Below are 25,829 nucleotides of genomic sequence, written 5' to 3' on the forward strand. Positions count from 1 at the left end.
GAGCGCAGCGAGGGAGCCATAAGCACAGCACCAACGGGCGCGACGCAGCCGAGCCCCAGCGAGGCGGAGTCGTGACCGAACCCGCCGTTTGCGTCGATGGCGTCGTCAAGCGTTACGGCGAGACCACGGCGGTGGACAGCCTCTCCTTCGCGGTTGAACGGGCGCAGGTGCTCGCACTGCTCGGTCCGAACGGCGCGGGCAAGACCACCACGGTGGAGATGTGCGAGGGATTCGCCTCGCCGGACGCTGGTTCTGTGCGCGTGCTCGGCATGGACCCGGTCGCTGATTCCGAGCGGCTTCGCCCTCACATCGGCGTGATGCTGCAGGGCGGCGGCGCGTACCCGGGTGCGCGGGCGGGCGAGATGCTCGACCTGGTCGCCGCGTACTCCGCCGATCCGCTCGATCCGGAGTGGCTGCTGCGCACGCTCGGGCTGCAGGACAACCGCCGCACGCCCTACCGTCGCCTGTCCGGCGGCCAGCAGCAGCGGCTCGCGCTGGCCTGCGCGCTGGTGGGCAAGCCGGAGATCGTGTTTCTGGACGAACCCACCGCGGGCCTGGACGCACAGGCCCGGCTGATGGTCTGGGAGCTGATCGATGCCCTGCGCAGGGATGGGGTGACCGTCGTGCTCACCACGCACATGATGGACGAGGCCGAGCAGCTCGCCGACCAGCTGGTGATCATCGATCACGGCCGCATCGTCGCCTCCGGCACCCCCGCCGAGGTCACCGCGCACGGTGCGGCCGGACAGCTGCGATTCTGCGCTCCGCCGAAACTGAACCTCGAACTATTGACAACGGCTCTACCCGAAGGATTCGCGCCCAGGGAGACCGCGCCCGGCACGTATCTGGTGGAGGGCGAGATCAACCCGCAGGTGCTCGCGACAGTTACCGCATGGTGCGCGCGGATGAACGTTCTGGCCACCGACATCCGGATCGATCAGCGCCGCCTCGAAGACGTCTTCCTGGAACTGACCGGACGGGACCTGCGCGGATGAGCCAGCACGACCTGACCGCCAACCGCTTCGCGCCGGGCACCTTCACGCCCGCCCCGCGCCCGAGCTCGCGCGCCGCGATGATGATCGCGCAGACCCGGCTGGAGCTGGTCCTGTTGCTGCGCAACGGAGAACAGCTGCTGCTCACCATGTTCATTCCGATCACCCTGCTGGTCGGCCTGAGCCTGCTGCCGTTCGGCGATCTCGGCACGGATCGGGTGGACAAGATCGTGCCCGCGGTGATGATGGTTGCCGTCATGTCGACCGCGTTCACCGGCCAGGCCATCGCGGTCGGCTTCGACCGGCGCTACGGCGCGCTCAAACGGCTCGGCGCGACAGCGCTGCCGCGTTGGGGGGTCATCGCGGGCAAGAGCGCGGCGGTGCTCATCGTCGTCGTATTGCAGGCGATTCTGCTCGGCGTGATCGGCTTCGCGCTCGGCTGGCGTCCCGAGCCGGTTGGCCTGCTGCTCGGCGCCGGTGTGATCGCGCTCGGCACCGCCACCTTCGCGGCGATGGGGCTGCTACTCGGCGGCACCCTCAAGGCGGAGGTCGTGCTCGCGCTGGCGAACATCCTCTGGTTCGTCATGCTCGGCATCGCCAGCATCGTGTTCGCCTCCGACGACCTGCCGACCGCGGTGAACGTGCTGGCCCGGCTGATCCCCTCGGGCGCGCTGGCGGTCACCCTGGAGGATTCGATGCGCAGCAGCGTCGACTGGTTCGGGCTGGCTGTGCTCGCGGTCTGGGGCGGCGCGTCCGGCGTCCTCGCGACCCGGCTGTTCCGCTTCCACTGACTCATCCAACGACGGAATGTAGTAGACCGGATGCCGGCACCCGATCGGCCCCGGCTACCATTCTCGACGTGCTGTATCGCGCGTTTCTTCGACTCGTCGACAAGCTGCCGCTGCCCTCGCTGCGGGTGCAGCGCCTGACCGCGGTCGCGGTCATCCTCTCCCAGGCAGGTATCTCGGTCACCGGCGCCGTCGTCCGGGTCACCGCGTCCGGCCTCGGCTGCCCGACTTGGCCGCAGTGCTTCCCGGGCAGTTTCACCCCGGTCGCGGTCTCGGAGGTTTCGGCCGTCCACCAGGCCGTCGAGTTCTCCAACCGGCTGCTCACTTTCGCCGTCACGCTGTGCGCCGCGCTGGTGGTGCTCGCGGTGACCCGTGCGCGCCGCCGCCGCGAAGTGCTCGTATACGCGTGGCTGATGCCCGGCGGCACGGTCGTGCAGGCGATCATCGGCGGCATCACGGTGCGCACGGGCCTGCTGTGGTGGACGGTCTCGATGCACCTGCTCGCGTCCATGGTGATGGTGTGGCTCGCGGTGGTGTTGTACGCGAAGATCGGCGAACCCGACGACGGCATCGACACCGTACGGGCGCCCGCGCCGCTGCGCTGGCTCACCGGGCTCAGCGGTGTCGCGCTGAGCGCCGTGCTCATCGCGGGCACCATGGTGACCGCGGCGGGGCCGCACGCGGGCGACAAGAGCATCGAGCGTCCCGTCGAGCGTCTGCAGATCGAGATCGTCACGCTGGTGCACCTGCACTCGCAGTTGCTGGTCGGGTATCTCGCGCTGCTGGTCGGCCTGGCATTCGGCCTGTTCGCGGTCGGCATCACGCCCGCGGTACGCACCCGCCTGTTCGCGCTGCTCGCGCTGGTCTGGTCGCAGGCGCTGGTCGGCGTGGTGCAGTACTTCACCGACGTTCCCGCGGCCTTGGTCGTCGTGCACGTCGGCGGAGCTGCGGCCTGCACCGCCGCGACCGCCGCACTGTGGGCCTCGCTGCGCACCAGGGAACGGGTCGGAGCGCCGGTACCGAATACTGCGACACAGGCGGCCTGACCGCCCGCCGCGGGTACCGTGGTCGTACGTGCCGACGCCTGAGCCGAAAACCGAAGCCCCCGAGCCATTTCCCGACATCGAGCCCTACGACCACGGACTGCTCGTCGTCGGTGAAGGCCACCGGATCTACTGGGAGACAAGCGGCAACCCGACCGGCAGACCGGCGCTGGTCGTGCACGGCGGTCCCGGCGGCGGGGGACGGCGCGGCGCACGCAAGTCGTTCGACCCGGACATCTACCGGATCGTCTTGTTCGACCAGCGCGGCTGCGGGGAAAGCCTGCCGCATGCCTCCGACCCAGCGGTCGACATGGCGGACAACACCACCGACCATCTGATCACCGACATGGAACGGCTGCGCGAGCACCTCGGGATCGACCGATGGCTGCTCTATGGCGGCTCCTGGGGCTCCACGCTGATCCTCGCCTACGCCGAGCGTCACCCGGAGCGGGTCAGCGGGATCGTGCTAGTCGGCGTCACGATGACCAGACCCGCAGAGATCGACTGGCTCTATCGCGGGGTCGCGCGGCTGCTGCCCGAGGAGTGGGAGACCTTCCGCGACGGCGTGCCCGTCACCGACCGCGGCGGCGATCTCGTCGAAGCCTATCGTCGTCTGCTCGAAAGCCCCGACCCTGCGACACGCGATTTGGCGGCGCGGCGGTGGTGCGCCTGGGAGGACGCCGTGATCGCGCACGAAAACCTCGGCAGCCCAGGACAATACAGCGCCAAACCGGACGCGGCGCAGCTGGCCTTCGTGCGGATCTGCACGCATTACTTCGCCAACGCCGCCTGGCTCGAGGACGGGCAACTGCTGCGCGAGGCACATCGGCTGGCGGGAATCCCCGGCGTCTTGATCCACGGCAGACTCGACCTGAGCGGCCCGCTGTACACCGCCTGGCAGCTCGCCGAGGCGTGGCCCGACGCGGAGCTCCAGGTCATCGAGAATTCCGGACATACCGGCAGCCCGGCCATGCGCACCGCCGTCCTGCGAGCCATCGCCCGGTTTGCGAGATAAGTCCGAATTGTGACTTAAGTACTTGGCATCGGTGTCCGGCGACCCCGTTGTCCGCAGTTTCCGGCTGCCAGTGTGAAAGGGCACCCAGTCGAAACGATCAACCGGAGAACAGATGAGCACGCCAGCCGACCACCGGTCGATCGTCGTCGGAGTCGACGGCACCGCCACGGCACTGGCTGCAGCACGCTGGGCAGGCGACCTCGCGGCCCGTCAGCGTGTCCCGCTGGTGCTGCTCGGGGTCGCTCCCGCGCTCGACCATCCGGTGACCGCGGCGGCGTTGGCGGAGACCGATCTGCTTCCCGAACTACGCGCCGCGGCGCAGCGCAAGGTCGAAGAGGCATTCGCGGCCGTACGCGGCGATCAACCGCGGGTGGAGATTCAGCAGATCGTCGAAGCCGGCATTCCCGCACGCAAACTGATCGAACGCAGCGCGGCCGCAAGCATGGTCGTGCTGGCCGCGAACGTCAGCGACCGGTTCAGCACGCTCCTCCTCGGGTCCACCGCGCTCATGGTCGCGAACAAGGCGACCTGCCCCGTGGCCATATGGCGCGGAAAGACCAACAATCCGCTGCCGGATCGGCGGCCTGTGCTGGTCGGCGTGGACGGCAGCCCGGGCAGCTCCGCCGCGATCGGCGAGGCATTCGAGTTGGCCTCGGCGCTCGACGTCGGGGTGATCGCGTTGCACGCCTGGAACGACCCGGACCTGCTGCAGTGGACTCCGGTACCCGACGCCACGACCACCCTCGCCCAGCGGGAGAAGGAACTGCTGTCCGAGCGCATGGCCGGATGGAGCGAGAAGTATCCGGACGTCGCGGTCACCAAGGTGGTCCAGAAGAGCTTGCCCGCGCAGGCACTGCTCGAGCACGCCGAGAACGCGCAATTGGTGCTGACCGGCAGCCGCGGGCACAACCGTCTCACCGGGCTACTGGTCGGCTCGACCAGTCAGAACCTGCTGCACCACTCGCCGCGACCCATGGTCATCTGCCGCGAACAGTAGAACTCCCAACTGGAGGCCATTGTTATGAGCCAAAATCTACACCCCGGACAGCGCGACCCGGACCTCGCGCTACTCGCACCGGTCGCGCTGGTCCTCGGCGTGATGATGGTGGTCACCGCGCTGGCCGCGGTGGTCGAAATCCCCCACTGGGCATCGGATTACGGCATCATGGTGGTCGTTGCGAGTGTCCTCTACCTCATCGGGGCCGGCGGGCTGATGTACTGGGCGATCGACCAGCTGCGGAATCGCTCGGACGAAGCCTGATCTCGCGCGCTCCCGCACGGTTCGCGGAACAAGCACTCGTTCGGCAGCCCGGGCAGTCCGGTGACCGCGTGGTAATCGGCGCCCCGCTCCTGGACTGATTGCGCGGCCACGATCGTGCAGACCGCGAAATCCGAACGTACATCGTGTAGACCCTCTGTATACGGTCGTCGCGTGGCGGAGCAGGTAGCCGAACGGATTCGGTGCCGGTTGCTCATCGGCCAGGCTGGACGTCGCTACTGCTCTCCTATACCACCCGGAACAGGACCTTGCCTCTCGCAATCGAGGCGCTGAAGACTTCGTGCGACGGACCGACTCGCTCGATATCACACTAGGTCACGAACTCGGAGCTGCCATCGAATCGGCTCCGGCGTGCACGTCGACAAGGCTATCTCGCAGATTTCACGAACGGTCAGCGCTGCCCGACAAGCGCAACGGTTCGTGGTCCCGGCGCACTGATGGCGCCAACACGCTCTACTGGGGAGCCCGGGCGCGCAGAATCGAACCAGAACGATCTCGAACCCGCGAGCAAGGAGGGACCGTGTGCAATCCGTCGATCCATGTCGCGTCGCTGCTGAAGGGCGAAGAGGTCTACCGCAGCGAACTCGGTTCGCTGACCAGACTCACCGCCGACAGTTTTCCGATCCTCAGTGGGCTCTCGATCAAACGACTCACGCTGGCGCCCGGCGCGATTCGCGAACCGCACTGGCACGCCAATGCCACCGAACTCACCTACTGCACCGCCGGGCAAGCGTTGGTATCGGTACTGGACAACGGCAGTAACTTCGCCTCGTTCCTGGTGAGCGCCGGGGAAATGTTCCACATCGATTCCGGCGCCCTGCACCACGTCGAGAACATCGGCGACACCGACGCGGAATTCATCCTGGCGTTCCGCCATGAACGACCCGAGGACTTCGGATTCAGCGCTGCCCTCGGTGCGATGACCGACTCCGTGCTCGGCAATACCTACGACCTGTCTGCCGCGGACTTCACCAAGATCCGGCGCAGCACCACCGCCAGGCTCATCGCGCAACGCGACGGCGATCCCGACATCCCGTCTGCCGCCCATTTCGGCGACCCACACCACTTCGCCCTCGAAGCGATGCCGACGACGGTGGACTCGCCGGTCGGCTCCGCGCGCACCGCCCGCGAACAGTTCTGGCCGGCACTGCACGACATCTCGATGTACTCGCTGCGAGTCCGGGAAGACGGCATGCGCGAACCACATTGGCATCCCATCACCGCCGAAATGGGCTACGTCCACCAAGGTTCCGCGCGTATGACGATCATGGATCCGGACGGGACGTTGGACACCTACACCGTGCAGGAAGGGGAGGTGTACTTCATCCCCCGCGCCTACCCCCACCACATCGAGGTCGTCGACTCACCCCGAATTCACCTGTTGATATTTTTCGACCAACCGACACCCGCCGACATCGGCTACCGCGCCTCGATGAGCGCCTACTCCCGCAAAGTCCTCGCCGCGACATTCGGCATCACCCTCGACGAACTCCCTGATCTCCCCTTCACCCCCACCGACCCCCTGATCGTCACCCGAAATAATCCACTCGCCCCGTAGTCGAAGCGATCGGGCGCGGCGGGTTGGCGTCGGCCCGAGCCCGGGTTCGGCTATTTCGGCATATCATCCACTCCGCCACCACCATCCCCCATGTCAACGGCGACGAGCTGGTGCTGCGCTCGGCGTTCGCTATCGTTCAGCCGATCAGCAAGGTCGATACCCGCCTCGGCCTGGCCGACAACAGCCAGGGCGTGACCATCCGGAAGCACACCGACCCCATCCGCGCCTACTCGGTCACCTGGCCGGAGCTGATGAGGCTGTGACTCGGACCTGCTCCGTCGCACGATCTTCGGCTGCTCGGGCGCGTTCGGGGTCGGCGAGAGCGGGCGCACCCGGTGAAATGCCGCGTACCCCACGGTCGCGAGGACGAGGGCGACGAACACACCGAGGTTGCTGCTGCCCAGGCTTCCCGCGCGGGCCGCCGGCGTGAACAGGTAGCCCAGTAGCGGGCCGATATGCGAATCGGGGGAGGTGACCAGGCCGAGGCCGACAATCGTCGCAACGATCAGGCAGCCGACCCCGGCGATGTTCACCCGGCCATAGCCGCCGACCAGGCTGTAGAGAGCCACCCGGTCGTACCCCAGACGACGGCGTTGCCATATGTCGACGACGTACACGCCCGTCCAGGCGGCCATCACCACCCCGGTCGTGGTGAGGAACGCCTGAAATGGCGCAAAGAAGCCCGGCGCGGCGAAGGCCACATACCCGCCCGCGGCGGCGATCAGAACCGCATCGACCAACACGGTGAAATGCCGAGGGATCCGGACGCCCAACGTTTGCAGTGCGAGCCCTGAGGAGTACAGACCGATAATGGAACCGGACACGAACCCCACCAACGCCAGGGCCAGATACGGCACCAGGAACCAGGTGGGCAAGTGGGCCGACAGGGCACTCACCGGATCGGTCGCGGCCTGCTCCGCGACGTCCGGGTTCCCTGCGGCCAACAACGTCCCGAACCCCATCAGAACGATGGCAGGTGCGGTACCGCCAAGCGTGGTCCAGCCGACCAGTGCGCGTTTACTGGACTCACGAGGAAGGTATCGGGTGTAGTCGGCCGCGCAATTGATCCAGCTCAGGCCGAGCGCATTGGCGACCAGCATGACACCGCCTGCGAACGCACCCACGCTCGCCTGGCCATGTACCGCAAAGGAGATGTTGGGTAGCGTCAGCACGAAGTAGCCGACCGACAGCCCGGCGAATATGAGGGCAAACCACTTCTGGATCCGCAAGATCACGTGGCAGCCGTAGATTCCGACCACCGTGGTCACCAGGATGACCATGACCAGAGTGACGACCATGACCGGATCGGTATCCATGTCCGGATCGAGGCGATGCGCCACGGTGCGCGCCGCGAGGGCCGCCAAGACCGCCGAGAACGTCTCCCAACCCACCAACGCAAGGTAGCTGAGCAAGGTCGGGATCTTGTTGCCGTGGAACCCGAATGCCGCGCGGCCTGCCACCATCGTCACCGCTCCGCCCTGCTGCCCGGCCAGCGACACCAGGCCGAGCAGGCCGAAGGAAAAGACCGCGCCCACTGCCGCGGCCAGCGCCGCAAGGTGCCAGTCGAGGCCGAGCGCAGTCACATACGGACCGAACGACACCAGGATCACGTTGCAGCTCGTGGCAGCCCATGGCCAGAACAGAGCACGCGGCTTTTCCCTGCGTTCCTCGTCGGTGACCCACTCGGTGCCTTTGCGCTCGAATGACCAGTCCGATGGTTTCGCTGCCATATGAATCCGTTCGACGGGAGCGGGCTGTCCGAACCAACCGCCGCAAGTACGTACACTTGCTCATTGTGCCGCTGAATGACGGCACACTAATTGAGTGTAAGATCTCGGGCGATTTACGCAAGCCCCTTCAGCCAGACAGCCGCACCCCGCCCTTCTGTTCGCCTCCGAGGCGTCCGATGCTGGGATTTTGCCGGTGACCTCGTTGCGATACGCCAGACAGCATCGGTGCGCATGGAGCTGAGGCACTTCGCCACAGCTACCATCACGCCCGCACCCTGGCCGCCGGCGTCGTCCTCGCCAGCGCGCCAGCGGCAGGCATACTCCGGATCGCTTCGCGCGAGATGCCTTCCTCCACTTCCGCCGCGCCAGAGGCCACTGTTCGGGATCGACCCGTCGCCGACCGCGACATCCCAGCCTTACCCAGCTCGGATTCGGCGTGTTGGTTGCAACAGCGAAACGTGACGGCTCTGAAGTCTCCGACCCGCGGCGGCGGATCCCTCAGCCGGCGGAGGCGTTCGGCCCGATCCACTCGTCGAATAGCCGGTCAAGCGAGCCGGTCGCGAGTTGTGTCGCCAACCAGGCATTGAGCGCGGCGGCCAAGAGCGGGTCGTTCTTGCGGACCAAGAGCACCTTGCCGAACGAGTCGAACGGCGCCTCCGGGTGCAGCACTTGCAGGTCCGGGTGCTGACGCACGCGGTAGCGGCCCTCGACCGAGTCGGTAACGAACACGTCGGCACGGCCCTGCTCGATCTCGCCGAAGATCGTCAGGTTGTCGGGCCACAGGGCGAGCTGCGCGTCCGGGAAGTTCTTGCGCGCGAATTCCTCGTTCGTGCCACCGCGATTCGCGATCACTCGGACACCGGGACGGTTGATCTGCTCGATCGTCGAGTAGTCGGTGCCGCTCGAACGGCGCGTGATCGGCGTCTTGCCGTCGGTGCCGTAGGTGATCGAGAAGTCGGCGAATTCGCGACGGGACGGCTGATCGGAGATGCCGCCGACCGCGACATCGCAGTGGAGCTCGGCGAAATCCGTTTTCAGCGTCGCCCACGTCACCGGCACGAACTCGATCGGGCGGCCGAGCACGGCCGCGAATTCCTCCGCGAGATCGACGTCGACGCCACGGTAACCATCCGGACCGTCACCGACGGAATATGGCGGATAGTCCCCGGGCGTGCAGGCGCGCAAGGCATTCGACAGCTCCTGCGCGGCCGCCGGAATCACCGAGGCGACAAGGGCTGCCCAGCCGGCTACCAACACTGCGCCGATCCGGCCGGACAGCCGCATAACTCGATTGTGCACCGCTCAGTCCTCGTTGCGAGCCTTGGGGAAACGGGTCTGTCGGGCGACCCAGCCCGCCATCTCGGCCCAGTGGCCTCGACGCGGGGTGACGACCGAAGTGAGCTCGCGATCCCATTCGTCGGATTCGGTCAGGCCGTCGACGAAGCCGACAAGCTCCTTGGCGGTGTCCAGGTCGGCGACGACCCGGTCACCGAGAACGCCGTCGGCACCTACCAGGGTGACGCGGACGCCGATGCGCCCGAGGGGCTGGAGCACGGCCGTGGCGGAACCGCCGTGATCGGCAACGAATCCCTTGACGGACTCCACGAGGGCACCCGACATCTTCGCTGGGGCCGTGGCGGCTCGAGTACTCATGGCAACGGAGTTTACCGACCGGTAGAAAGCAGTCCAGCCGTTCGGGTGTACAACTAAAACTCATGCACGCCATTCAGGTTTCCGAACACGGTGGTCCCGAGGTCCTGAAGTACGTGGACGTCCCCGATCCACGCATCGCGCCGGACCAGCTGCTGGTCGACACGCAGGCGATCGGCGTCAATTTCATCGACACCTACCTCCGCACCGGACGCTACCCGCAGGACGTCCCGTACATCCCGGGCGCCGAGGGCACCGGCGTCGTCACCGGGATCGGCGCGAACGTGTCCGAGTTCGCGGTCGGCGACCGGGTCGCGTGGGCGGCCGCGCCGGGCAGCTACGCGCAGAAGGTGGCGGTGAACGCCGCCGTCGCCATCGCGGTGCCGGACGGAGTCGAGGCTCCGGTTGCCGCCTCGGCGCTGCTGCAGGGCATGACAGCGCACTACCTGCTCGAGTCGATCTACCAGCCGGAGCCAGGGGAAACCGTTCTGGTGCATGCCGGCGCGGGCGGTGTCGGGCTGATCCTGACCCAGCTGGCCACGGCACGCGGCATCCGGGTGATCACGACGGTGTCCTCCGACGACAAAGAGACCCTCTCCCGCACGGCGGGCGCCGCCGAGGTGCTGCGCTACGGCGACGATCTCGCCGACCAGGTACGCAAGCTCACCGACGGCGTCGGCGTGGCCGCGGTATACGACGGCGTCGGTGCGGCAACCTTCGAGTCGAGCCTGGCCTCGCTGCGCGTCCGCGGCACGCTCGCCCTGTTCGGCGCCGCGAGCGGCCCCGTGCCGCCATTCGACTTGCAACGACTCGGCCCGGCCGGTTCGCTGTTCGTCACTCGCCCGACCCTCGCGCACTACATCCGCGACCGCGCCGAATTGACCTGGCGCGCGGGCGATGTACTCGGCGCCATCGCCGACGGCTCGCTGAACATCCGAATCGGCGCCACCTACCCACTCGCCGACGCCGAGCGGGCCCATCGCGACCTGGAGGGCCGCAAGACCACGGGTTCCATCGTTCTGCTCCCTTGAGCCGCGGTCGGAAAGCATTGCGGCGGTGGGCAAGTCGCTGATTGCCCACCGCCGATCAGTAATCTCGCCCGGTGAGTCCGCGGTAGACGAAGCGAGTCAGGCCGTTCACCGCCTGTTCGTCGGTCAGGTCGACGGTGCCGTCCTCGACCGCGACCAGCAGGCTCTGGGTGAGCAGGAACATCATCGCCAGACTGGCGTCGGGCGTGCTCGGCAGCCGTAATCCTTCGGCAGCGAAGCCTGCCACGTGGTCGATGATGTCCGTGCGCTGCTGACTGCCGAACCGTGCGACCATGCGGGCGAAGTCGTCGTTGACCAAGGCCGCCTGATTCACCGCGCGCAGCACCGCCGCATGTTCCCGCGCGAAGCCCCAATACCCGGCGACGTGGTAGCGCACCGCCTCCGGGTCGCTGAAGTCCGGGTTGTGGTCGGGCTTCTCCGCGCGCTCGTCACCCACCGCGGCCAGGTCGCTCAGTAGCGCTTGAAGCAGTTCTTCCTTGCTGGCGAAGTGGTTGTAGAACGACCCCGCCGCCCGGCCCGCGGTCGTCGTGATGTCGGTGATCTTGGTGTTCAGATAGCCGCGCTCGGCGAACAGCCGCAGCGCGGCGGCCTTCAGCGCCTGCTCGGTCTCGGCCGACTTCTCCTTGCGGCTCAGGGACACCCGCACCACCTCCTTGACACGGAAACGTACCAACTCTCATACTGAAAACTCATTCACTGAATTTAATTTCACTGGGAGTATCCATGACTCGACTCGTCCTCGTCGCGGGCGCCGGCCCCACCGGCCTCACTCTCGCTCTCGACCTCGCTCGCCGGAACATCCCGGTCCGGATCATCGACAAGGCCGCGACGTTCTTCGCCGGTTCCCGCGGCGACGGCATCCAGCCGCGCACGCTGGAGGTGTTCGACGACCTGGGCGTGCTCGACGCGGTGCGCGCGGCCGGGATGCCGATACCCGCGATGCGCGTCCACCTCGACGGCGAGTTCGTCACCGAGCGCAGGATGTGGGAGCCGATCGAGCCGACGCCCACCGCCCCCTACCCGAATCCGTGGGTGCTCGGCCAGTCCGGGACCGAGGGCATCCTGCGCGATCGGCTCGCCGAATTCGGCGTGCACGTCGAACTCGGCACCACGCTGGTCGCCTTCGACCAGGACGCGTGCGCCGTCACGGCGACGCTGGAGCGCGACGGCGCACGCGAGACCGTGCGCGCCGCCTACCTGGTCGGTGCCGACGGCGGTAGGAGCACTGTGCGCAAGACGTTGGGCATTCCGTTCGAAGGCAATACCGACGAGTCGATCCAGATGCTGCTCGGCGACGTGCGGGCCGACGCACTCGACCACGAGTTCGGTTACTGGTTCGCCACCGCCGACCGGCCGATGGAGGGCATCGCCCTGTCGCCGGTGCCCGGTGGGCGCCAGTTCCAGTTCGCCGCCCCCTCGACCGGCGACGCGCAGGCGAGCCTCGCACTGCTTCAGAAGTACATGGACCGCTACTACGGACGCGACGACATCACCCTCACCGAGCTCAGCTGGGTTACGGTGTGGCGGCCGAATGTCCGACTGGCCAAGCGGTTCCGCGACGGCCGCGTCTTTCTGGCAGGTGACGCCGCGCACGCGCACCCGCCCACCGGAGGACAGGGGATGAACACCGGCATCCAGGACGCCTACAACCTCGGCTGGAAGCTGGCCGCCGCCCTCGCAGGTGACGACGCACCGTTGGACAGCTATGAATCCGAGCGAAGGACGGTGGCCGCCCGGGTACTCGGTCTGAGCTCGGAACTGTTGGACAAGCTGGTCGACGGCGACGAGGACGCGATGCGGCGCGGACCGGAGACCCAGCAGCTGGATATCAGCTACCGCGATCGGGCCGCGCGCGAGCCGCTGGCGGCAGGCGATCGCGCACCGGACGCGCCGCTGAAAGACGAAGCGGGACGACCGGTCCGGCTGTTCGACCTGTTCCGCGGACCGCACGCGACGCTGCTGTCGTTCGGCAGCACCGCCCCGGCCGGGCCGGACGCGTACGCGGTGGTTCGCCCTGGGATGCCGGTGGCGGGACCGCACGTGGTGGATGTCGAGGGGCACGCGCACACGGCCTACGCCGCGTCCGAAGGCACCCGTGTCCTCATCCGGCCGGACGGCTACGTGGGCGCGATCAGCTGAAGAAGCTGCCGATGGTGTCCCAGCCGAGCACCGAGTCCACCGCGAGGCCGCAGAACACCACGGCCAAGTAGTTGTTCGACTGCAGGAACAGCCGCAGCGGCTTCACCGATTCGCCGCGCCGTACGCCCGCGTACAACTGGTGGGCCATGAGCAGGAACCACGCTCCGGCCATCAGGGCCACGGCTGCGTACACCACACCGGTCGCCGACACTAGGGCCAGGGTGGTGAGCACGGTCAGCCAGGTGTAGATGACGATCTGCTTGGTGACGGTCCGTTCGGTGGCCACCACCGGCAGCATCGGCACGCCTGCCGCGCGGTAGTCCTCTTTGTAGCGCATGGCCAGCGCCCAGGTGTGCGGCGGTGTCCAGAAGAAGATGACACCGAACAGCGCGAGGGCCGGCCAGCCGATGCCGCCGGTGACTGCCGACCAGCCGACCAGCGCGGGCATGCAGCCCGCCGCGCCGCCCCAGACCACGTTCTGCGCGGTGCGGCGCTTGAGGCCGAGCGTGTACACGAAGACATAGAAGAGGATCGTCGCGACCACGAGCAAGCCGCTGAGCAGGTTGGCCTGCCACCACAGCCAGGCGAACGAACCGACGCCGAGCAGCACACCGAACACGAAGGCGTTCCTGGTCGGCACCGCGTCCCTGGCCAGCGGACGTTTGGCGGTCCGCTTCATCACCTTGTCGATGTCGGCGTCGGCGACACAGTTCAGCGTGTTCGCGCTCGCGGCGCCCATCCATCCGCCGAACAGCGTGACCACGATCAACCGGAGGTCGACCGTGCCACGATCGGCGAGCAGCATGGTGGGAATCGTTGCGACCAGCAGCAGTTCGATGACGCGCGGCTTCGTCAGCGCGATGTACGCCAACACCCGCCGCACGAGTCGAGACGGTAGACCGGGACCCGTGAACCGATCGGCCAGCGCCGTCGCGGACGAGCCGTGTGCGCCATCGCCACCCGGCTGTTGCCCAATCCGCACTGTCTCTCCTCGCACGCTGTGCATCGCCTCCGGCCTGGACCAGCAGCACGTCCATCCCGGCGGTACGGATGCGCCGGTGCCGGACTTCCGTCCGCCCCGGCGCCCCCTCCGACCCGGTGCGGCGCGACTACTACTACAAAGGATGGTAGACCCCCGCCGCCCCCTTCTCTCCCCGCGCCCCCGCGCACCCTTGCCGAAACGTGACCGATCAGACCGGTCCTCGCACGCGGTCCCGACCGCTCCCATTCGAGGCCACTCTGCACCACGAGTCCGATGAGTGCCATTCGCGGCCCGGCCCGCCGTCGCGGCCCTCGGACACAGCCGCCGTTAAACACGGGTTACCGCTGTGCCGGTCAAGCAGCACATCTAGGGTAGTTGGGTAAACCGGTATGCACGCCATCGCTGCCGTGCGTTCATCGCCGTCAGAAACCCACCGCCGTCGACGAAACCAATGTCAGGAGAACCTCGGTCGTGTCAGTCACAGACGACATCCGCGCCCTCACTCAGCCGAACCACCCGGACGACTGGACGGATCTGGACACCAAGGCCGTCGACACCATCCGGGTCCTGGCCGCCGACGCGGTGCAGAACACCGGGAACGGTCATCCCGGCACGGCGATGAGCCTGGCGCCGCTGGCATACACGCTCTACCAGCGCGTCATGCGTCAAGACCCCAGCGATCCCAGCTGGGTGGGCCGGGACCGGTTCGTGCTCTCCTGCGGCCACTCCAGCCTGACTCAGTACATCCAGCTCTACCTGGCCGGTTTCGGTCTGGAACTGGACGACCTGGAGAACCTTCGCAAGTGGGGCTCGCTCACCCCCGGTCACCCGGAGTTCCGCCACACCGACGGCGTCGAGATCACTACCGGCCCACTCGGCCAAGGCCTGGCCTCGGCAGTCGGCATGGCGATGGCGGCGCGGCGCGAGCGCGGCCTGTTCGACCCGGACGCCGCGCCCGGCACCAGCCCGTTCGACCACTTCATCTACGTGGTCGCCTCGGACGGTGACCTCGAGGAAGGCGTCACCTCGGAGGCGTCGTCGCTCGCGGGCACCCAGCAGCTCGGCAATCTCGTCGTGGTCTACGACGACAACCGGATCTCCATCGAGGACGACACCACCATCGCCTTCACCGAGGACGTCGCGAAGCGCTACGAGGCCTACGGCTGGCACGTGCAGGTGGTCGAGGGCGGCGAGGACGTCGTCGCGATCGAGGCCGCACTGGCCGCCGCCAAGGCCGAGACCGGCAAACCCTCGATCATCGTGTTGCGTACCATCATCGGCTACCCGGCGCCGGGGAAGATGAACACCGGGGCAGCACACGGCGCCGCCCTGGGCGCCGACGAGGTGGCCGCTACCAAGAAGATCCTCGGCTTCGACCCGGAGCAGAGCTTCCAGGTGGACGATGCGGTCATCGCGCACACCCGCAAGGCTGTCGAGCGCGGTCAGGAGGCCCACCAGGAATGGCAGCGGTCGTTCGACGCGTGGGCTGCGGCGCATCCGGAGAACAAAGCGCTGTTCGATCGCCTCGCCGAGCGGCGCCTGCCCGAGGGCTGGGCCGCGAATCTGCCGACCTACGAAGCGGATCCGAAGGGCATGGCCACCCGCAAGGCCTCCGGCAAGGTCCTCGCCGCGCTCGCGTCGGTGCTGCCTGAGCTGTGGGGCGGTTCGGCCGACCTCGCCGAGTCCAACAACACCACCATGCCCGACCAGCCCAGCTTCGGACCGGAGTCGATCTCGACCGGCATGTGGAAGGCCGACCCGTACGGCCGCACCCTGCACTTCGGTGTCCGCGAGCACGCGATGGGCTCGATCCTCAACGGCATCGCCCTGCACGGCCCGACCCGCCCCTACGGCGGCACTTTCCTGGTGTTCAGCGACTACATGCGTCCTGCGGTGCGCCTGGCCGCGCTGATGCGGGTGCCCGCGATCTACGTGTGGACCCATGACTCCATCGGCCTCGGCGAGGACGGCCCGACGCACCAGCCGATCGAGCATCTGGCCGCGCTGCGCGCCATCCCCGGCCTGAACGTGGTCCGCCCCGGTGACGCCAACGAGACCACATACGCCTGGCGCACCATCCTCGAGCGCGACAGCAGCGAGCACGCCTCGCACTTCTCGGTCTCCGAGCCGCCGCATCAGGACGGCCCGTCGGGGCTGGCGCTGACCCGCCAGGATCTGCCGATCCAGGAGGGCACCAGCTACGAGGGCGTATCGAAGGGCGGCTACATCCTGGCCGAGGCGTCCACCGGCACGCCCCGGGTGATCCTGATCGCTACCGGTTCGGAGCTCCAACTCGCCGTCGCCGCCCGCACTACGCTGGAGGAGCAGGGCATCGCAACCCGCGTTGTGTCGATGCCGTGTGTGGAGTGGTTCGACGCACAGGACAAGGCTTACCGGGACGAGGTGCTCCCGCCCGCGGTCGCCGCTCGTGTCGTCGTCGAGGCCGGTATCGCGATGCCGTGGTACCGGTTCGCCGGTGACGCGGGCGAGATCGTATCGATCGAGCACTTCGGCGCTTCCGCCGACTACAAGACCCTGTTCCGCGAATTCGGTTTCACTCCGCAAGCCGTCGTTGCCGCAGCGCAGCGCACGCTCGAGAACGTGAAGGGATAAGCGCTCATGGCACAGAATGACAATCTCGCCGCCCTCTCCGCGGCAGGCGTCTCCGTGTGGCTCGACGATCTGTCCAGGGACCGGATCCAGTCCGGCAATCTGGCGGAACTGATCGCCACCCGCGGCGTCGTCGGGGTCACCACCAACCCGACGATTTTTCAGGGTGCGCTGAGCCAGGGGCACTCCTACGACGGCCAGGTGAAAGAGCTCGCCGCCCAAGGCGCGGACGCCGACGCCGCGGTCCGGACCATCACCACCGACGATGTGCGCGCCGCCTGCGATGTCTTCGCCCCGGTGTACGAGGCGACCGGCGGCGTCGACGGCCGGGTCTCCATCGAGGTCGATCCCCGGCTGGCGTTCGACGCGGAGAAGACCACCGCCCAGGCCGTCGAGCTGTGGAAGATCGTCGACCGGCCCAACCTGTTCATCAAGATCCCGGCCACCGAGGCGGGCCTGCCCGCGATTACGGCCGTGATCGCGGAGGGAATCAGCGTGAACGTCACGCTGATCTTCTCGGTCCAGCGCTACCGCTCCGTGATGGGCGCGTACCTGGACGGCGTGCGGAAGGCCAAGATCGCCGGGCACGATCCGGCGAAGATCCATTCGGTCGCCTCGTTCTTCGTGTCCCGGGTGGACACCGAGATCGACAAGCGGCTGGAGGTGATCGGCGCCGACGAGGCGCTCGCGCTGCGCGGCAAGGCCGGCATCGCCAACGCGCGTCTGGCCTACTCCGAGTACCAGAACGTATTCGACGGCGGCAAGCGCACCTCCACCTACACGGACCTGGCCGCGTCCGGCGCGAATCGCCAGCGGCCGCTGTGGGCTTCGACCGGCGTGAAGAACCCGGACTACTCCGACACCATGTACGTCACCGAACTGGTGGCGCCGAACACGGTGAACACCCTGCCGGAGAAGACCATGGAGGCTGTCGCCGACCACGGCGAGATCCGCGGCGACACCGTCAGCGGCACCGCCGCGGAGGCCGAGGAGGTCTTCGACAAGCTGGTCGCGATCGGCATCGACCTGGCCGACGTGTTCGCGGTGCTCGAGCGCGAAGGCGTGGACAAGTTCGAGAAGTCCTGGCAGGAGCTGCTGTCCGCCACGGCCGAAGAGTTGAACTCGGCCACCGCCTCCGGAACTGACGTGTCCGGAAACAGCTGACCGATGGCTGGTACAGCATCCACGGGAAAACCAGCGGCGATCGCCTGGAAGAACCCGCTCCGCGACAAGCGGGACAAACGACTCCCGCGCATCGCGGGGCCGTGCAGCATGGTGATCTTCGGCGTCACCGGTGATCTGTCCCGGAAGAAACTGATGCCGGCCATCTACGACTTGGCGAACCGGGGGCTGCTACCCCCGGGCTTCGCCTTGGTCGGCTTCGCCCGCCGTGACTACACGGACGAGGACTTCGCCGCGGTCGTCCTCGACGCGGTGCGGTCGCACGCGCGCACCCCTTTCCGTCAGGAGGTCTGGGACCAGCTCGCCGAGGGGATCCGATTCGTGCAGGGCAGCTTCGATGACGACGCGGCGTTCGCCGTCCTCGCCGACACCCTGGCCACTCTGGACAAGGAGCGCGGTACCGGCGGCAATCACGCCTTCTACCTGTCGATTCCGCCGAACATGTTCCCCGTCGTGCTCGATCAGCTCTCCGAATACGGGATGGCACAGCCGACCGGCACCGACGACACGGGCCGCAAACCGTGGCGGCGCGTGGTGATCGAGAAGCCTTTCGGGCATGACCTGGAAAGCGCCCAGGAACTCAACGCGCTGGTCAACCGGGTATTCCCGGAAGAGACGGTGTTCCGCATCGACCACTATCTCGGCAAGGAGACGGTGCAGAACATCCTGGCACTGCGCTTCGCCAACCAGCTGTTCGACCCGATCTGGAATGCCAACTACGTCGACCACGTGCAGATCACCATGGCCGAGGACATCGGATTGGGCGGGCGCGCAGGCTATTACGACGGCATCGGCGCTGCGCGCGACGTGATCCAGAACCATTTGCTGCAGCTGCTCGCGCTCACCGCCATGGAGGAGCCGATCAGCTTCGAACCCAAGCAACTGCAGACCGAGAAGATCAAAGTGCTTTCGGCGACCAAGCTCGTCGAGCCGCTGGACGAGACCACCGCGCGCGGCCAGTACGCAGAGGGCTGGCAGGGCGGCGAGCACGTGGTGGGCTTGCTGGACGAGGAAGGGTTCGACCCGCAGTCGCGCACCGAGACCTATGCCGCGATCACCCTCGAGGTCGACACCCGCCGCTGGGCAAGCGTCCCGTTCTACCTGCGCACCGGAAAACGGCTGGGCCGCAGGGTGTCCGAGATCGCGGTGATCTTCAAGCGGGCGCCGCACTTGCCGTTCGATCAGACCATGACCGAGGAACTGGGGCAGAACGCGCTGGTCATCCGGGTACAGCCGGACGAAGGCATCACCATGCGGTTCGGCTCGAAGGTGCCAGGCTCCGGCATGGAAGTACGTGACGTCAACATGGACTTCAGCTACGGCGAGGCGTTCACCGAGTCCTCCCCCGAGGCCTACGAGCGCCTGATCCTCGACGTGCTGCTCGGGGTGCCGTCGCTGTTCCCGGTGAACGCGGAGGTCGAATTGTCCTGGCGCATTCTGGATCCGGCGCTCGAGCGCTGGGCGACCGAAGGCAAACCGGAGCCGTACGAAGCGGGCACCTGGGGTCCCCCCTCCGCCGACGAGATACTCGCCCGCACCGGGCGCGAATGGCGGCGACCGTGATCATCGACATGCCGGAGACCACGACCGGCGAGGTCACAAAACGCTTGGTGCAGCTACGCGAGAGCAACGGCGTGATCACCATGGGCCGGGTGCTCACCCTGGTGGTGTGCACGCTGGACAGCTCCGAGGCCGAAGACGCGATCGACGCCGCGAACGACGCCAGCCGCGAGCATCCCTGTCGCGTCGTGGTGCTCGCGCGCGGCGACCGGGAGGCCGCGACCCGACTGGACGCGCAGATCCGCGTTGGCGGCGACGCGGGCGCGGCGGAGGTGATAGTGCTTCGGCTGCAAGGTGATCTGGTCAACCACGAGAACAGCGTCGTCATCCCGTTCCTGCTGCCGGACACGCCGGTGGTCGCCTGGTGGCCGCGCGGCGCACCGGAGTTCCCGTCCAGGGACGCGGTGGGTCGTCTGGCGACCCGGCGCATCACCGACGCCACGTTCGCGGCCGACCCGCAGGCGACGATCAAGAAGCGACTCGCCTCCTACGCGAGCGGCGACACCGACCTGGCCTGGAGCCGGATCACCTACTGGCGCGCGCTGCTGGCCGCCGCGTTGGACGAACCGCCGTTCCAACCGGTGGAGTCGGTGACGGTGTCCGGGCTACGCAACGAACCCGCACTGGACATGCTGGCAGGCTGGCTGGCCGCCCGGCTCGGCTGCCCGGTTCGCCGCCGCTCGGGCGCGCTGCGCGTGGAAGTACACCGCCCGTCGGTCGACTTCGCGATCGAGCGGCCGCAGACCGGCCGCACCGCGACGGTCACCCGCACCGGCGACCCGGATCAGCGGATCGCACTGGCGCGCAGGGAGACTCGCGACTGCCTCGCCGAGGAACTACGCAGGCTGGATGCCGACGATATCTACGCGGAGGCCCTGGCCGGAATCGAGAAGGTGAGCTATGAGTGACCACACCGATTCGGAATTCCCCAGTGACACCGTCGAGGTCCATCTCGACGCCGACGCGCTGGTCGCCGCCGCGGCGGCACGATTTGTCGCGATCGTCGTCGCGGCCCAAGCCGAGCGCGGCTCCGCGTCGGTGGTGCTGACCGGCGGCGGGACCGGAATCGGACTGCTCGAACAAGTGCGCAAGACGCCCGGCGATATCGACTGGTCCCGGCTCGACGTGTTCTGGGGCGACGAGCGTTTCGTCCCCACCGGCGATCCGGAGCGCAACGATCTACAGGCCAGGCAAGTACTGCTCGACCACGTGCCGCTGGACTCGGCGCGGGTGCATCCGGTGGCATCCTCCGACGGTGAATACCCCGACCCGGTCGAGGCCGCCGCCGAGTACTCCGCGGCCGTGCATGCCTATCTCGCCGAGCACGGAGCGTTCGACCTGCATTTGCTCGGTATGGGCGGAGAAGGCCACGTGAACTCGCTGTTCCCCCACACCGACGCGGTGCGTGCGGAGCACGAACTCGTTGTCGCCGTGACGGATTCGCCGAAGCCGCCGCCGGTCCGGGTGACCCTGACCCTGCCCGCCATCCGCCGCGCCCGCCACGTGGTGCTGGTGGTGGGCGGCGCGGCCAAGGCCGAGGCGGTCGCCGCCGCCATCGCCGGTGCGGATCCGGTGGACATTCCGGCAGCGGGCGCCATGGGTACCGACTCCACCACGTGGCTGCTGGATCAGGACGCCGCGGCAGCGTTGCGCTGACCGTAAGTCGGCCGACCGGCGGAGTTCTACGGGATGATCTTTCGATGACCGATCAGGCAGTGGATCTGGACGAGCGGTTTCGCACCGCGATCTCGGCGCTCACCCCGCAGCCGAAGCGCCCGGCGAGTCAGTCGATCGAGCCGGGCAGCGCGATCACGGGTGAGGCGTGCCTCGCGCTGTTCGAATCGCAGGCGACGAGCAGACATCTCGACCTAGCGGCACGCCGGCTCGGCAGTGCCCGGCGCGGCTACTACAGCATCGGGTCCTCTGGTCACGAAGGCAATGCGGCGCTGGCCGCTGTCCTGCGGGTCACCGATCCCGCCCTGCTGCATTACCGGTCTGGGGCATTCTTCGTGCACCGGGCCCGCCAGGTGCGCGGCCTCGACCCGATCCGGGACGTGTTGCTCGGTGTGGTCGCCGCGGCGGCGGATCCGATTTCCGGTGGGCGGCACAAGGTCTTCGGCAGCGCGGCGGCGAACGTCATCCCGCAGACCTCCACGATCGCCTCGCACCTTCCGCGCGCGGTCGGGCTGGCGTTCGCGATCGACCGTGCGGCTCGGCTCGGCGTGTCCGCACAGTGGCCGCCGGATTCGGTGGTGCTGTGCAGTTTCGGTGACGCATCGGCGAACCACTCCACGGCGGCGGGCGCGATCAACGCCGCGATACACACCGCACACCAAGGGATTTCGATGCCGATCCTGTTCGTCTGCGAGGACAACGGTATCGGGATCAGCGTGCCGACGCCGCCGGACTGGATCGAGCAAGCGTACGGCGATCGGCCCGGCCTGGCGTTTTTCAGCGCGGACGGATGCGACGCGCGCGACGCACTGACGGCCGGAGCCGCCGCCGCGCAGTGGGTTCGGGACCGCCGCACGCCCGCGTTCCTGCGGCTGCGGACCGTTCGCTTGCTGGGCCACGCGGGTTCGGACGTCGAAGCGGCCTACCGCCGCCCCGCGGACATCGCCGCCGACCTGCTGCTCGATCCGGTGCCGGCGACGGCGCGGCTGCTGATCGCCGCCGGTGTGGCGACGCCCGCCGAGATCCTCGAGCGGTACCACGACCTGGGCCACCGGGTGACCGCGATGGCCGAACTCGTCTGGCGTGAGCCGAAACTCACCTCCGCCGAGGCGGTGACCGCCCCGATCGGAGCGTCCCGCACCGCGCTGGTGCGCGCCGATGTGCTCCGGATCAACGCACTCCCGGCCGGCGCGGAACCCAGCCGAGAATCACCGGGTAGCGCCGCAGCACAGCTTGGTGCGAACAGAGCGACGCCGCCGGACAATCCGACAACCCTCGCCCAAGCGATCAATCACACGCTCGCGGATCTGCTGGCCCGCGATCGAGACGTGCTCGTCTTCGGGGAGGATGTCGGCCGCAAAGGCGGGGTGTACGGCGTGACGAAGGGGTTGCAGAAGACATTCGGTGCGCGCCGCGTGTTCGACACCCTGCTGGACGAGCAGAGCGTCCTCGGCACCGCGCTCGGCGCGGGACTGGCCGGATTCGTGCCGATCCCGGAGATCCAGTACCTCGCCTACGTGCACAACGCCGCCGACCAGCTGCGTGGCGAAGCGGCCACGCTGTCGTTCTTCTCCGATGGCCGCTACCGGAACCCGATGGTGGTCCGGATCGCCGGGTACGCCTACCAGAAGGGCTTCGGCGGCCACTTTCACAACGACAACTCGATCGCGGCGCTGCGCGACATCCCCGGCTTGATCATCGCGTCCCCCTCCCGCGCCGACGACGCCGCGGCCATGCTGCGCACTTGTGTTTCCGCGGCCAGGGTGGACGGCAGGGTATGTCTGTACCTGGAGCCCATCGCGCTTTATCACACCCGCGACCTGCACCGGCCCGGCGACGACGGCTGGCTCGCACGCGCGACGCCCGCCGAGCACGTCGAGATCGGCCGGGCCCGCGTCTACGGCGACGGCGCCGACCTGACCCTCGTCAGCTTCGCAAACGGCGTGCCGATGAGCCTGCGCGTCGCGCACCGCTTGGCCCAGCGCGGCCTCCGCGCACGCGTGCTCGACCTGCGCTGGCTCGCGCCGCTGCCGGTGGACGATCTGCTCCAGCACGCACTCGCGACCGGCCGTGTCCTGGTCGCGGACGAAACCCGCCACAGCGGCGGCGTGTCTGAGGCGGTGTGCGCCGCTCTGATCGACGCGGGTTTCGAGGGGCGCGTCGCACGGGTCACCAGCGAGGACAGTTTCGTCCCGCTGGGACCGGCTGCCGACACGGTGCTGCTCGACGAGACCAAGATCGAGACCGCGGCGGGCGAACTCCTCGGCGAGGTAACCCACGCGGGCCCGCGGCACGCCGGAGCGCGGGGTTCCCGGGAATTCGATTCGACGGGGGAATAGTGGAAATACAGTGATAGTGACGGTGACCAGTAGCGGAAGGGCACGGCGATGACCACGATGTCCATGCTCGGCGAGGTACGGCCGGAGCACGAGCACACAACGGACGGCGATCTGGTGCTCCTGCACTATCTGCGATCCTTCCGCAAGCCGGTGCTCGAGGTGTGGTCGGCGGCTACCGAGCGCGGCCAGCTCACCCGCTGGCTCGGCGCCGTCACCGGCGGCAACGGCAACCTCACCATCGAACCGCTCGACGGCCCGGTCTCCGGTCCGATCGCAGTGCGCGTCGACCACTGCCAGGCACCGCACGAATTGGTCGTACACATCGACGGTTGCCTGCTCGAGGTCCATATGAACCAGGTCGGCGTGGTCACCACCGTCGAACTGACCCGCCGCCACGTCTGCCCCGCCGACGTCGGCGCCATCGGCCCCCGCTGGCAGTATCTGCTCGACCGCCTCACGGCCTACCTCGACTACCAGCCCCTGCCCTGCTGGTCCGACTACCCGAAGCTGACCGCGGAATACCAGTAGATCACTGCTCAGAAGAAGAACCCGGCGATACCCCAACCGGGGCGGGCCTGGGCCTCCCTGATCCATGCGATACAGGATTCGATGGCGGCCAGCACCTCGTGGTCGATCTCTTCGCGCTGTGGTGGCGTGGTCGATTCCCACTGGACCAGGGCTTCAGCACATTGCTCAGGGGTCCATTCGCCGTAGCCGGGCAGGTCGTCGGGCTGGGGCAGTGCGGGTGGCAGCGAGTGGTACATGAAGGCGCGGACGCTGATCGCCTTGATGCCGAGCGTGGCCAGCCCGTCATCGATGTGATCGAGCCAGCGACCGCGGAACGCGGAGAAGTACCGGTTGTCCACGAACCTGCCGTAGAACTGGCAGATCGTTTGGTAGGCATAGCCGTATTGGAACCCGTATGACGGGTCGAAAGGGCCGCCCCCGATGACGGCGCGCACCGCGTCGTAGCGGGTGGGTGCGCCGTTCGCGATCTCCTCAGCGAACCAGTCGTCGTCGTGGGTCAGCTGGGCCTTGAACCGGCCGCCGATCATGCGCCGGAGCTTGTCGTCCCTGGACCCGATGGCGCCCTTGATCCGGTCCAGTTCGACGACATAGATGCTCAGGCAATAGCTCATTCAGGAGACACTAGCGGTGGTCACCGACAATGAACGGCCCTCCGTGCGAAGGTGTTTCGACTCAGGCCGGGATGCCGGACGGGTGCGCGACGAGGTGGCGCAGATAGCCGGTGATCAGCCTGTTGACCTCCTCGGCGCGTTCCAGCTGCACCAGGTGGCCCGCGTTCGCGATCTCGGTCACTTCACGCAGGTCGGGGACGTGCTCACGCATGGTCGTCAGCGGGTCTCGGCCGCTGAAGCCTTCCATGTCGGGGTCGCGATCGCCGTACAGGAAGTAAGCCGGGACGGTGACCTTCGCTCCCGCGTAGTCGGCCGTCAGTTCCCAGTTGCGATCCAGGCTTCGGTACCAGTTCAATCCGCCGGTGAACCCGGTGCGCTCGAAATCCTGTGCCAGAGTCTCCAATTCGTCCTCGCCCAGCCACCGCCACGGCAGTGCGGGGGCTGTGGGAAGCACGTCGAGGTAGCCGTTGCCTGCTGCCGGGAAACGCCAGGTGTCCAGGTAGTGGTAGTCGGCGCTGAGGGCGTGGTACACGCGGGCAAGGAATTCGCGCGGACGCGCGCCGAGCTCCGCGTCGGCGACGCCTGGTGCCTGAAAGTAGTCCAGGTGCAGGAAGTGTCGCGCGGCCGCCTTCGCCCACAGCTGTGAGGGCGCTCGCGGTGGACGCGGTGCGAACGGGTTGTTCAGGACGATGATGCCGCGCACCCGCTCCGGTGCCCGCAGCGCCAGCTCCCACACCAGCGCGGCGCCGAAGTCCAGTCCGACGAACACCGCCTGCTCGGCGCCGAGGTCGTCGAGCAAACCCAGCAGGTCCTCGCACACCGCACGATTCGTGTATGCCTCGAGTTCGGCGGGGACCTCGGTCTGCCCGTAGCCGCGCAGGTCCGGCGCGATGGCGCGATAGCCCGCCGCGGCGACCGCGGGCAGCTGGCGGTGCCAGATGTACCAGGTGTGCGGGAAGCCGTGGCAGAAGATCACCGACTCGCCCTCCCCCTGCTCGGCGACGTGTATCCGGATGCCGTGGGTCGTCACGAACCGATGAGTCAACTCCACTCCGGCCTCCAAAACATAGAACGCGTTCTGGTTTCGCGGTAATGTTCCT

Annotated in this window: 23 protein-coding genes; 16 read left to right on the forward strand and 7 right to left on the reverse strand. The window is 67.8% G+C overall.

The window, feature by feature from the left end:
- The first annotated feature begins 71 nt into the window (after positions 1–71).
- The 7 genes from OHB12_RS10995 to OHB12_RS11025 all read left to right on the forward strand — a co-directional run bounded on the left by OHB12_RS10995 (position 72) and on the right by OHB12_RS11025 (position 6,675).
- Complete coding sequence (locus tag OHB12_RS10995) at positions 72–995, forward strand: ABC transporter ATP-binding protein (RefSeq protein ID WP_327118663.1); 924 nt, start codon at positions 72–74, stop codon at positions 993–995.
- Positions 992–1,783, forward strand: coding sequence for an ABC transporter permease (locus OHB12_RS11000; protein ID WP_327118665.1), 792 nt, complete (start codon positions 992–994; stop codon positions 1,781–1,783). Before OHB12_RS10995 ends, OHB12_RS11000 begins: the two co-directional genes overlap by 4 nt.
- Positions 1,784–1,851: 68 nt before the next feature.
- A complete protein-coding gene (locus OHB12_RS11005) occupies positions 1,852–2,826 on the forward strand; it encodes a COX15/CtaA family protein (protein WP_327118667.1) in 975 nt (324 codons plus the stop codon).
- A gap of 28 nt (positions 2,827–2,854) precedes the next feature.
- Positions 2,855–3,838 (forward strand): prolyl aminopeptidase, encoded by a 984-nt coding sequence (gene pip, locus OHB12_RS11010; protein ID WP_327118669.1) that lies wholly within the window; start codon positions 2,855–2,857, stop codon positions 3,836–3,838.
- 112 nt (positions 3,839–3,950) lie between these two features.
- The gene (locus OHB12_RS11015; RefSeq protein ID WP_327118670.1) at positions 3,951–4,835 is read left to right on the forward strand and encodes a universal stress protein; all 885 of its coding nucleotides are present in this window, start codon (positions 3,951–3,953) and stop codon (positions 4,833–4,835) included.
- A 24-nt stretch (positions 4,836–4,859) separates the two neighbouring features.
- Complete coding sequence (locus OHB12_RS11020) at positions 4,860–5,099, forward strand: phage holin family protein (protein WP_327118671.1); 240 nt, start codon at positions 4,860–4,862, stop codon at positions 5,097–5,099.
- A 538-nt stretch (positions 5,100–5,637) separates the two neighbouring features.
- The gene (locus OHB12_RS11025; RefSeq protein WP_327118672.1) at positions 5,638–6,675 is read left to right on the forward strand and encodes a cupin domain-containing protein; all 1,038 of its coding nucleotides are present in this window, start codon (positions 5,638–5,640) and stop codon (positions 6,673–6,675) included.
- A 50-nt stretch (positions 6,676–6,725) separates the two neighbouring features.
- Here the strand turns inward: OHB12_RS11025 and OHB12_RS11030 are convergent, their stop codons facing one another.
- From OHB12_RS11030 to OHB12_RS11040, 3 genes are all read right to left on the reverse strand, one after another.
- Positions 6,726–8,405, reverse strand: a complete 1,680-nt coding sequence (locus OHB12_RS11030) for a purine-cytosine permease family protein (protein ID WP_327118673.1) — start codon at positions 8,403–8,405, stop codon at positions 6,726–6,728.
- A 498-nt stretch (positions 8,406–8,903) separates the two neighbouring features.
- Positions 8,904–9,704, reverse strand: coding sequence for a transporter substrate-binding domain-containing protein (locus OHB12_RS11035; protein ID WP_327118674.1), 801 nt, complete (start codon positions 9,702–9,704; stop codon positions 8,904–8,906).
- Between the two features lie 3 nt (positions 9,705–9,707).
- The gene (locus tag OHB12_RS11040; RefSeq protein ID WP_327118675.1) at positions 9,708–10,058 is read right to left on the reverse strand and encodes a hypothetical protein; all 351 of its coding nucleotides are present in this window, start codon (positions 10,056–10,058) and stop codon (positions 9,708–9,710) included.
- A gap of 62 nt (positions 10,059–10,120) precedes the next feature.
- Here OHB12_RS11040 and OHB12_RS11045 point away from each other — a divergent pair, with 62 nt between their 5' ends.
- Positions 10,121–11,086, forward strand: a complete 966-nt coding sequence (locus OHB12_RS11045; RefSeq protein ID WP_327118676.1) for a quinone oxidoreductase family protein — start codon at positions 10,121–10,123, stop codon at positions 11,084–11,086.
- A gap of 55 nt (positions 11,087–11,141) precedes the next feature.
- Here OHB12_RS11045 and OHB12_RS11050 read toward each other — a convergent pair whose 3' ends face one another.
- The gene (locus OHB12_RS11050; RefSeq protein ID WP_327118677.1) at positions 11,142–11,777 is read right to left on the reverse strand and encodes a TetR/AcrR family transcriptional regulator; all 636 of its coding nucleotides are present in this window, start codon (positions 11,775–11,777) and stop codon (positions 11,142–11,144) included.
- A gap of 50 nt (positions 11,778–11,827) precedes the next feature.
- Between OHB12_RS11050 and OHB12_RS11055 the strand changes: the two genes are divergently transcribed.
- Entirely contained in the window at positions 11,828–13,243 is a 1,416-nt protein-coding gene (locus OHB12_RS11055) for an FAD-dependent monooxygenase (protein WP_327118678.1), read from the forward strand.
- Here OHB12_RS11055 and OHB12_RS11060 read toward each other — a convergent pair.
- The gene (locus OHB12_RS11060; protein WP_327118679.1) at positions 13,236–14,225 is read right to left on the reverse strand and encodes a heme o synthase; all 990 of its coding nucleotides are present in this window, start codon (positions 14,223–14,225) and stop codon (positions 13,236–13,238) included. The two genes, OHB12_RS11055 and OHB12_RS11060, sit on opposite strands and share 8 nt — an antisense overlap.
- A gap of 471 nt (positions 14,226–14,696) precedes the next feature.
- Here OHB12_RS11060 and tkt point away from each other — a divergent pair, with 471 nt between their 5' ends.
- The 7 genes from tkt to OHB12_RS11095 are packed head-to-tail and all read left to right on the forward strand — an operon-like array spanning position 14,697 to position 24,118.
- Entirely contained in the window at positions 14,697–16,838 is a 2,142-nt protein-coding gene (gene tkt, locus OHB12_RS11065; RefSeq protein WP_327118680.1) for a transketolase, read from the forward strand.
- A 6-nt stretch (positions 16,839–16,844) separates the two neighbouring features.
- Positions 16,845–17,999, forward strand: coding sequence for a transaldolase (tal, locus tag OHB12_RS11070; RefSeq protein WP_327118681.1), 1,155 nt, complete (start codon positions 16,845–16,847; stop codon positions 17,997–17,999).
- 3 nt (positions 18,000–18,002) lie between these two features.
- Complete coding sequence (gene zwf, locus OHB12_RS11075; protein ID WP_327118682.1) at positions 18,003–19,580, forward strand: glucose-6-phosphate dehydrogenase; 1,578 nt, start codon at positions 18,003–18,005, stop codon at positions 19,578–19,580.
- Positions 19,577–20,485 carry a glucose-6-phosphate dehydrogenase assembly protein OpcA gene (opcA, locus tag OHB12_RS11080; protein ID WP_327121013.1) on the forward strand — a complete coding sequence of 303 codons (909 nt, stop codon included), beginning with the start codon at positions 19,577–19,579 and terminating at the stop codon, positions 20,483–20,485. The genes zwf and opcA overlap by 4 nt, the downstream gene beginning before the upstream one ends.
- Positions 20,478–21,233, forward strand: coding sequence for a 6-phosphogluconolactonase (pgl, locus tag OHB12_RS11085; protein ID WP_327118683.1), 756 nt, complete (start codon positions 20,478–20,480; stop codon positions 21,231–21,233). The genes opcA and pgl overlap by 8 nt, the downstream gene beginning before the upstream one ends.
- Positions 21,234–21,277: 44 nt before the next feature.
- Positions 21,278–23,590 (forward strand): transketolase C-terminal domain-containing protein, encoded by a 2,313-nt coding sequence (locus OHB12_RS11090; RefSeq protein WP_327118684.1) that lies wholly within the window; start codon positions 21,278–21,280, stop codon positions 23,588–23,590.
- A gap of 48 nt (positions 23,591–23,638) precedes the next feature.
- Entirely contained in the window at positions 23,639–24,118 is a 480-nt protein-coding gene (locus OHB12_RS11095; RefSeq protein WP_327118685.1) for a hypothetical protein, read from the forward strand.
- An 8-nt stretch (positions 24,119–24,126) separates the two neighbouring features.
- Here OHB12_RS11095 and OHB12_RS11100 read toward each other — a convergent pair whose 3' ends face one another.
- Together OHB12_RS11100 and OHB12_RS11105 are read right to left on the reverse strand one after the other, a co-directional pair.
- Positions 24,127–24,729: a DUF7691 family protein gene (locus OHB12_RS11100; protein WP_327118686.1), complete on the reverse strand. Its 603-nt coding sequence runs from the start codon at positions 24,727–24,729 to the stop codon at positions 24,127–24,129.
- A gap of 61 nt (positions 24,730–24,790) precedes the next feature.
- Complete coding sequence (locus tag OHB12_RS11105; RefSeq protein ID WP_327118687.1) at positions 24,791–25,780, reverse strand: alpha/beta fold hydrolase; 990 nt, start codon at positions 25,778–25,780, stop codon at positions 24,791–24,793.
- Positions 25,781–25,829 lie beyond the last annotated feature (49 nt).

This window comes from Nocardia sp. NBC_01730, from assembly GCF_035920445.1.
Lineage (GTDB): Bacteria > Actinomycetota > Actinomycetes > Mycobacteriales > Mycobacteriaceae > Nocardia.